Below are 8873 nucleotides of genomic sequence, written 5' to 3'. Positions count from 1 at the left end.
TTGTAAAATGAGTGCCATTGGGGCGTGCATGAGAAAATTGCTGGCAATCGCATATGGAGTACTAAAAACCGGCACCTCGTTTGAAGTGCCAGCGTAAAAAATTGACAGGCAAGACGGTATCTCGCATCCGCTCGGAATGACAGTGATAAGGCTTTCGCAATTACCTCAGGACATGCGATTCCTTGCCTGATACGGCAGTTTCGGCAGCGGCTTTGATTTTCATCGAGAGCTTGATTGCATTTAACTGCTGCTGAAACAACAAAATCCTTCTCTTCCATTCGATCGCACCGAACTTCCTGGACTCCATTTGCAACATGTCATTGATACCGAGCAATGCCGCGCGGTAGAATGCAGTATGAGGTTTGCAACATGCACCGGGTTATAAACTCTTTACATGAGACAGCAGATGAGCGGTTGGTCGAGATGGCGGCAGGTGGTGAGGTCGTCGCTTTCGATGCGCTGGTAAAGCGGTTCCAGCGAGCCGTTTACGCAGTGGCTTTCGCGGTCCTTGCCGATAGGGATGCGGCGCTGGACGTTATCCAGGAGAGCTTCATCACGGCATATCGACGGCTGCATGATCTCAATGACCCGTCAAGGTTCGGACCATGGGTGTGCGGGATCGCTAGAAATAAAGCAAAACAACTTATTCGCGATTACACCCGGCGCAACAACCATGAGGTTCCACTGCCTGAGGCAGAACTTGCAGCAGATACAACTCCTGTTCACGAGGGCACCGATCGCATCCGGGAGGCTATGTCCACCCTGACTGAGGTTCAAGCGGATATCGTTTCGCTATTCTATATGGAGGGCTACTCGATAAAAGAATGTGCACGATTGCTGCAAGTGCCCGAAGGTACTGTCAAACGTCGGCTGCATGACGCGCGAGCGCGGCTCAAAAAGGAGATGACTGGTATGGTAATGCAACACCTCAAAGAGTTCGCCCTGCCGGAGGACTATCATGTTGTGCTTGAAAAGAGCACGCCAATCCATACAACAAGGCCACAGTTGGTCTATTTCAAGGATCACTGGGTGCTTATTTGGCAGGACGGCGTGCAGTGGGAGCCATATGATGGACCGTTCTGGTTCTGGCTATCGGAGAGTACGGATGGAGAGAACTGGTCTGAGCCTCATAAGCTGGAGTTGCCGAAAGGCAGCGATGAAATGCGGTATAATCCCGATTATCTTCAGCTTATGAGTGCATGCGTGGCGGGTGACAAGCTTTTCTTTGTTACTCAACAATTTGCCGGACATGCCGATCTGTATTCGTCCGAGGACACAATAAACTGGAGCCTGCATCCGAGACTTCGCATGGGAATGATAGGTCGGCCTTCTTTATTTAGCTCAGGTAGCGATCTCTACATGGTATATCCATCGGCTGTGCCCTATTGCGGTTATCGTGTTGATATGATCCGCAGTTCGGATTGCGGCTTTTCATGGAGATGGCTCAATTCACCGTATCGGGGTGATGGTCAAATACACGATGTCGCTGGGTTAGCCTCCGGCGGCAGGATATATGTCGCATGGCGTGAAGTCCTTGGCAAATGGGTGCCTACGGGTGAAGTATCAGGCGCCGTACACTGGCAAGAGCATATCACAGCAGTGCAAGATTCAGAAGTGCCTGAAGGTGCATTGACACAGAGAGTTTGGACAGGCCAAAGCAGTGATGGAGGCCAGACTTGGAATCATAGGGTATGGAAGCCGCAGGAGTATCCCGACAACTCAGGATTGACGATATACCCGCTGCCCGAAAAGCCCGAGCCATTACTTGTCAAGGCGCTCGATATCGCAAAGCCTTATTACAGTAACAGCCTGCAGTTCGCATCATTCGGCAAAGTAATGGCACTGGCGCAGGAGGTAAGGAGAGATGATGCCGCCGTGGAGGTCTGGGTAACGTTTAGTCGTGATAGCGGAAAGACCTGGCTTCAGAAAGCCGTCTATTCAAAGGGCGCTCTTGGCGAACCGGCAATTGCTTTTGATCCTACTGGCACGTTGATGCTTGCAGGCAGTTCGCGAACGAACAAAGAGGCGCATCCATGGGTGGTCCAGAGTCGTATTGGTAATGAAGCCGGCAAACCAGTGACATAAGTTTGCTTCCGGTTGTGTTATCTGTCAATCACGGCTTGCGGTTCGTTGCACGCCGTGATATTATTATCCTATCCGATGCTATTGCGAGGGTTCATTTGTCATCTCACTAGGAATTATACGTGGATAATACATTATTAACAGTGGCATCGATCTTCATTCTGCTCCTTATCGGCTACAGTGCAAAGAAAATAGGCGTCTTGAGTCATAAGGACGCACCGCTGATTACCTCATTAGTTATTAACTTTACCATGCCGGCGTTTGTTATATTGGCGATCCATGGCAAGCCGCTGAATATGGATATGGCAAAAGCGCCATTTCTGTTTTTTGCCGCTGAGATGGTCGTGATGGCTCTGGCATATCTTATTGCCCGCGCTCTAAGGCTCGACCGTCGGACCACTGGTGGGTTGATGCTTGTTTCGGCATTTGGAAACACGGGTTTTCTGGGATATCCGGTGGTCAACGCTGCATTTGCAGGGAATGTTCATGCCATGCCGTCTGCTGTGTTGATGGACGCATTCGGGATGATGGTCGTATTGTGCACGGTCGGCATAATTGTGGTGGAGAACTGCACAGGTTCGGCATTCGAGTGGCAGAGCATGCTGGGATTCCTTAAGACGCCACTGTTGTTCGGCACACTGCTTGCTTTGGTATTACGGACGGTTCACATACCCGATTTAGTTATGTCCTCGCTGCAATATTTATCCGCTGCGACTGTGCCGCTTGTGATGATAGCTATTGGACTGAACCTTTCGACATATTCTGTGAGGCAGTTTCCTGGGGCGCTTGCGGCAGCAGTGACGCTGAAACTGGCGCTCTTGCCTGCACTTGTTATATTGGTTATGCATCTTGCGGGTGTCAAAGGAACAGTGTATCAGGTGGGCGCGACTCTTGGCGCAATGCCTGCGGCTGTGGTGTCGGGTGTGATTGCGTCGAGATACGGTGCAAATGGAGCGTTCGTGGCTGCGGCAATCGCACTGGGCACACTTATAAGCGTGGTAACGATCCCGATTGTGCTGATGATTGTGCATTGACATTGGTCACCCACTTATAAACGTGTTAGTATTACTCTAGCAGAAAAAAACCACGAGAGAGTATATTATGAAAGTATTCGTTACCGGCGGGTCCGGTTTTCTTGGGATCAACTTAATTCGCTATCTATTGAGGAATAACTGCGAAGTCGTATCCTATGATATTGCCCCGTTTGATTATCCCGAGGCGGATCAGATTACATGGATACTCGATGATATACGCAAGAGCGATATGGTCGAGCTGACGATGAAGAGCTGCACACATGTCGTTCACTGCGCAGCCGCTCTGCCTCTGTATAGCAAAGAGGATATATATTCCACCGACATAGACGGCACAAGAAATGTACTGGAAGCTGCATCGAAGCTGGGTGTTGAGCGGGTGGTTCAGATATCGTCCACGGCTGTCTACGGCGTCCCGGACCATCATCCCATCTACGAGAATGACCAGCTTATCGGTGTGGGAGACTATGGTCAGGCCAAGATAGAGGCCGAAGCTGTGTGTGGCGAATATCGCAGCAGGGAGATGTGCGTGCCGATAATCCGTCCCAAGTCGTTTATTGGTCCAGAGCGTCTTGGTGTGTTCGCGCTGCTATATGATTGGGCGAAGGACGGCAGGGGCTTTCCACTGCTGGGAGATGGCAAGAACAGATATCAGCTTTTGGATGTGGAGGACCTTTGCGATGCAATATGGGCGAGCTTGACTCTGCCTTGCGAACAGGTCAATGATGTATTCAACATCGGAGCGGCTGAGTATGAGACGATGAAAGCAGACTTCCAGGCAGTGCTCGACTGCGCCGGTTTCGGCAAGCAGATCAAGTGTTTCCCTGCAGGTCCGGCTGTGGCAATCCTTAAGCTGCTGGAAAAACTCAAGCTTTCGCCGTTATACAAATGGGTCTATGATACTGCCTCGACCGATTCTTTTGTCTCCATAGAGAAAGCGCAAAACACACTCGGGTTCTCGCCCAAGTATTCCAATAAAGATGCCCTCATCCGCAACTACAAGTGGTATCTGGACAACTTGAACAGTTTTGAAAATACCAGCGGCATATCTCACCGTGTGCCATGGAGCCAAGGCATTCTAAGCATCGCGAAGAAGTTTTTCTAGCCTGATGGGAGGGCGAGGCTCCCGCCGAGCCTATACGGATGAACGTAACAGCTCACAAATTGCAAGTAAAAGTGAACATGCTGAGCATCGTCGAAGCATGCGGGTAAATTTTCACCTCTGATTACACTTATCCGCACCCTTCGACAAAGCTCAGGATGCTGGGGCACATATTTTTTCTCACAAAGTGCGAGCACTTAAGGATGAACAAACAACTTGTTAGCTGTTCGGCACGATGCTATAATTAGGCAAGCATATTCAAACTAGGAGATTTGGTTTGCAGCTCACAAAAAAAGACATAGAGAGCGTCGCTTATCTCTCCCGGCTGGAGCTTTCGGAAGAAGAAAAGGACAAGCTCACAGGACATATAAACCGCCTGCTGGAAAATTTCCAGACACTGCAGGAAATCAACACCGACGATGTCGAACCGACCTCACACGTCATCCCCGTCTCAAATGTTTTCCGCAAGGATGAGGTCAGACCATCGCTTTCCGCTCAGGATGTCGTATCGAACGGTCCTCAGGTGGCGGAAAACTGCTTCGTGGTGCCGAGGGTGGTGGAGACATAACAATGGCGGATAAATTATATGAACTGACTGCGCATGAGATAGCCGACCTGATCGCAAAGAAGCAGGTCAGCGCCGTCGAGGCAGCTGAGAGCTATATCCAGCGGATAGGCTGTGTTGATGACAAGGTGAAGTCATACGTCACCACCACTTCCGAACTGACTCTTGAGCAGGCAAAGGCCGTGGACGAGGCGATAGCTCGTGGTGAGAAACTTGGTGCGCTTGCGGGTGTTCCCGGCGCTATTAAAGACAATATGAGCACTCGCGGGATTCTGACGACCTGCTCTTCAAAAATTTTATATAACTACAAGCCGGTGTATGACGCCACCGTTGTGGAGCGCCTTGTCCAAGCGGGTGTCACCACTCTGGGCAAGACCAACCTCGATGAGTTTGCTATGGGTTCCTCGACTGAGAATTCAGGCTTTTTTGTAACCCATAACCCATGGGATTTGAACAGAGTGCCGGGCGGCTCGAGCGGCGGTTCTGCTGCTGCAGTAGCGGCTGATGAATGTGCTTTCGCACTCGGCTCGGATACGGGCGGGTCAATCAGACAGCCTGCATCGTTCTGTGGAGTGGTCGGTATGAAGCCGACGTATGGCCGGGTCTCACGATATGGACTTATCGCATTTGCATCGTCGCTCGATCAGATTGGACCGCTTACCAAGGATGTGACGGACTGCGCCCTGGTTATGAACGCGATATCGGGCAGGGACTGCCGTGACTCGACATCGCTTGATGTGGAGACCCCGGATTTCACTAAGTCGCTTGTGGAGGATGTCAAGGGTCTCAAGATAGGCGTGCCCAAAGAGTTCTTCGGGAAAGGAACCGATCCTGACGTAGAAAAAGCAATTCGCGGTGCTGTGGAACTGCTTGCCGGTCTGGGAGCGGAGCACAAAGAGACCAGCATGCCAAGTGTGGACTATGGCCTGCCAGTCTATTATATAATCGCTCCGGCTGAGTGTTCGTCCAACCTTGCCAGGTTCGATGGTGTGCGCTACGGTCTGCGCAGCGCAAAGTCGAAAGATACCATCTCTATGTTTCAGCGGACTCGTCAGGAAGGGTTCGGCCCTGAGGTCAAACAGAGAATAATGATCGGCACCTATGCCCTGTCTGCAGGATATTATGATGCATATTATCTTAAAGCGCAAAAGGTGCGCACTCTGCTCAGACAGGATTTCGAGAAGGCTTTCGAGGAGTTCGATGTGTTAATTACGCCGACGTCACCAAGAGTAGCGTTCGGCATAGGCGAACTGGTGGACGATCCGTTTGAAATGAAGCTGGCGGATGTGTGCACAATTCCCGTAAACCTCGCTGGGATCCCCGCCCTTTCGATACCGTGCGGATTCAAGGATGGAATGCCGATAGGTATGCAGATAATGGGCAGGGGTCTGGATGAGCAGACACTTTTGCGCGTAGCATATACGTTCGAGTGCAATACGGACTATCATCGAAAGAAGCCGGTTATTGACGGCTGATACAGCATAATTTAATTAGTATTGCCGTGCGTAGTAAATGCAGTTGGCGGCATAGCAGGAGGCATTAGAGGCATGGAAGCCGCTGACATGAAACGACGCACGAAGCTGTTTGCTTTGGGCGTCATCAAAACTGTGCAGGGTCTGCCGCGTACGACGGAAATGGGTGTCATCAGCAGGCAGTTGATAAGGTGTGGAACATCCGTGGGCGCTAACTATCGAAGCGCATGCCTGGCAAGGTCGAAGGCGGACTTTATTGCCAAGCTGGGTGTGGTAGCCGAAGAGGCCGACGAGGCTTTATACTGGATGGAGCTGTTGATCGATGGCGGGGTATGCAGGCATGAGAACTTGAGCGTTCTTATGCAGGAGGCGAGAGAACTGACCTCGATAATGATCGCGTCGATCAAAACAACCCGCACCACCCAATCTAAATACTAGAAATACTAAATATAAAATCCAAAATACTAAATCAGTCGGGGTTTTTATGGTTGAATACGAGCCTGTAATTGGTATGGAGGTCCATGTCGAACTCCAGACCAAATCAAAGATGTTCTGCGGATGCAAAGTCGACTTCGGCGGCGAGCCGAATACGCGGTGCTGCCCGGTGTGTCTGGGTCTGCCTGGGAGCCTGCCGGTGGTCAATGAGCGCGCGATCGAGTATATGGCCAAGGCCGCACTGGCTCTGAACTGCACCATCGCGCCGCAGTGCATCTTCCACAGGAAGAATTATTATTATCCCGACCTGCCCAAGAACTATCAGATATCGCAGTATGATAACCCTCTGGGCGCGAACGGTTATGTGGAGATATTTGCCGGCGGCAAGCATAAGAAGATCGCCATCCGCCGGGTCCATATGGAAGAAGATGCGGGTAAGCTGCTGCACATTGAAGGCGGCAAGAGCCTGGTCGATTATAATCGCTCCAGCATGCCTCTTATGGAGATAGTCACACTCAATCCGCCTCCTGCCGGCCTGGATCAGATCGAATCGGCTGAGGAAGCCAGAGAATATCTGCAGCGTCTGCGCCAGATATTGCTTTACCTGGGAGTCTCGGATGTCAAGATGGAAGAGGGCAGCATGCGATGCGAACCCAATATCTCCATCAAGCCTAAGGGTCAGGTCGAGTTCGGGACAAAGACCGAGATCAAAAACCTCAACTCATTCCGCGCGGTCTATATGGGTGTCGACTACGAGATCAAGCGCCAGGAGAAGACACTGCGTCGGGGAGACAAGGTTGTCCAGGAAACCCGTCGATGGGACGATGCGCGCGGTGTCACTGCCGCAATGCGCAGCAAAGAGGTCGAGCAGGAATATCGCTATTTCCCCGAGCCCGACCTCGTTCCGATGATCTTCAGTAATGAATGGGTCGAAAAACTCCGTTCGGAACTGCCCGAACTGCCTTTGGCAAAGATAAAGCGGTTTGAAGATCAGTATGGCCTGTCCGTGGCGGATGCTGAGGTATTGGCCGATTCACCCGAGCTTGCAGATTTTTATGATAACTGCGCCGAGTGCTCGAATGATCCAAAAGCCGTTGCCAACTGGATCACGGGTGAATTTCTTCGCCTGATAAATGCAACCGGCACATCCATTGCCGACACGAAGCTGACTCCGGGTCATATCTGCGGCATGCTCGATCTTATCGACGCGGGAACAATTAATCGCAACATTGCCAAAACAGTCTTCGAGGATATGTTTACTACCGGCAAGCAGGCCGCCTATATAGTCAAGGAAAAGAGCCTTGAGCAGGTTACCGATACCGGCGCAATAGAAGCCGCGATAGACAAAGTGATTGCAGCCCACCCTAAGGAAGTCGAACGGTTCAAGGGCGGCGAGGAAAAGCTCATTGGCTTCTTCGTCGGCCAGGTGATGAGAGAGAGCAAAGGGAAAGCCAACCCTGGCGTCGTAAACAAGATATTAAAGGACAAACTGCAGTCCTAGTGGAAAGTGGAAAGCTGATAGCCAAACAGAACTCTCTCCTGGGGGAGAGGACCGGGGTGAGGGCGCAGCGCTTAGTCGATGGGTTGAATGGACACCACTAGATGAGGTCAAGGAGAGCCTTTTTCAAAATTGGTTTTCTGGCAGCTTTTGTATGCCTTGCTGTCTTGCTTTGGTGGGGAATATTTTCCCACGACTGGAATCTGATGCGATTGCGCCATCGGTTTTTGCGAATCGAGCATCCCGCTGGCACAAAATTGGTGATGAAAAAGAGCGATCTTGGTTTGCTCATTGCCGCGAGTAATCACATGGATTATTTTGTTGGTGAAATGCGCAGTTATTCGGGAAGCCAAGCCAGAATTCGTCGCTTTTACTCAAATAAGACAATTTGGAATCCTATCGCTGGCAGACGGTATGATATCCAAGTCCTGTTTCCTGATGAATTGGATAAGTTGAGGGCTCGCGATCCTGTTGTTCTAGAGTTTGAAATACCTAGACCCGCTCTTGAAATGGCAAAGAATTGGAGTAACAAGAATCGCAATCATTTCTATATAGTATATGTATTTGATCCTGGTTATGCTTGCAGATTTGACCTAAGAGGTTGCTGACTGAGATGCCCCGTAGTTCGGTGGCAATATCTGATCGCAACCGAGCAGAGCCTCGCAATTGTCGTGGACTGACGACCGCC

General features: G+C 50.9%; 8 protein-coding genes. All 8 read left to right on the top strand.

What is annotated here, in order from left to right:
- Positions 1–369: 369 nt before the first annotated feature.
- Positions 370–2085 carry a sigma-70 family RNA polymerase sigma factor gene (locus tag LLG46_05385; GenBank protein MCE5322736.1) on the top strand — a complete coding sequence of 572 codons (1716 nt, stop codon included), beginning with the start codon at positions 370–372 and terminating at the stop codon, positions 2083–2085.
- Between the two features lie 119 nt (positions 2086–2204).
- A complete protein-coding gene (locus tag LLG46_05380) occupies positions 2205–3116 on the top strand; it encodes an AEC family transporter (protein ID MCE5322735.1) in 912 nt (303 codons plus the stop codon).
- 67 nt (positions 3117–3183) lie between these two features.
- The gene (locus tag LLG46_05375; GenBank protein MCE5322734.1) at positions 3184–4218 is read left to right on the top strand and encodes an NAD(P)-dependent oxidoreductase; all 1035 of its coding nucleotides are present in this window, start codon (positions 3184–3186) and stop codon (positions 4216–4218) included.
- 274 nt (positions 4219–4492) lie between these two features.
- A complete protein-coding gene (gene gatC, locus LLG46_05370) occupies positions 4493–4783 on the top strand; it encodes an Asp-tRNA(Asn)/Glu-tRNA(Gln) amidotransferase subunit GatC (protein ID MCE5322733.1) in 291 nt (96 codons plus the stop codon).
- Positions 4784–4785: 2 nt separating this feature from the next.
- Entirely contained in the window at positions 4786–6255 is a 1470-nt protein-coding gene (gene gatA, locus LLG46_05365; GenBank protein MCE5322732.1) for an Asp-tRNA(Asn)/Glu-tRNA(Gln) amidotransferase subunit GatA, read from the top strand.
- 72 nt (positions 6256–6327) lie between these two features.
- The gene (locus tag LLG46_05360) at positions 6328–6690 is read left to right on the top strand and encodes a four helix bundle protein (protein MCE5322731.1); all 363 of its coding nucleotides are present in this window, start codon (positions 6328–6330) and stop codon (positions 6688–6690) included.
- Between the two features lie 46 nt (positions 6691–6736).
- Positions 6737–8188 carry an Asp-tRNA(Asn)/Glu-tRNA(Gln) amidotransferase subunit GatB gene (gene gatB / locus LLG46_05355; protein ID MCE5322730.1) on the top strand — a complete coding sequence of 484 codons (1452 nt, stop codon included), beginning with the start codon at positions 6737–6739 and terminating at the stop codon, positions 8186–8188.
- A 101-nt stretch (positions 8189–8289) separates the two neighbouring features.
- Positions 8290–8793 (top strand): hypothetical protein, encoded by a 504-nt coding sequence (locus LLG46_05350; protein MCE5322729.1) that lies wholly within the window; start codon positions 8290–8292, stop codon positions 8791–8793.
- The last annotated feature ends 80 nt before the right edge of the window (positions 8794–8873 follow it).

Source organism: bacterium, from assembly GCA_021371935.1.
Taxonomy (GTDB): domain Bacteria; phylum Armatimonadota; class UBA5829; order UBA5829; family UBA5829; genus UBA5829.
Note: the sequence above shows the minus strand (reverse complement) of the source record. Positions and strands in the feature narration are given on the sequence as shown.

Coding starts and splice junctions, on each gene's coding strand:
- LLG46_05385 (MCE5322736.1), top strand. CDS start 370: ATGCACCGGGTTATAAACTCTTTACATGAGACAGCAGATGAGCGGTTG.
- LLG46_05375 (MCE5322734.1), top strand. CDS start 3,184: ATGAAAGTATTCGTTACCGGCGGGTCCGGTTTTCTTGGGATCAACTTA.
- gatA (MCE5322732.1), top strand. CDS start 4,786: ATGGCGGATAAATTATATGAACTGACTGCGCATGAGATAGCCGACCTG.
- LLG46_05360 (MCE5322731.1), top strand. CDS start 6,328: ATGGAAGCCGCTGACATGAAACGACGCACGAAGCTGTTTGCTTTGGGC.
- gatB (MCE5322730.1), top strand. CDS start 6,737: ATGGTTGAATACGAGCCTGTAATTGGTATGGAGGTCCATGTCGAACTC.
- LLG46_05350 (MCE5322729.1), top strand. CDS start 8,290: ATGAGGTCAAGGAGAGCCTTTTTCAAAATTGGTTTTCTGGCAGCTTTT.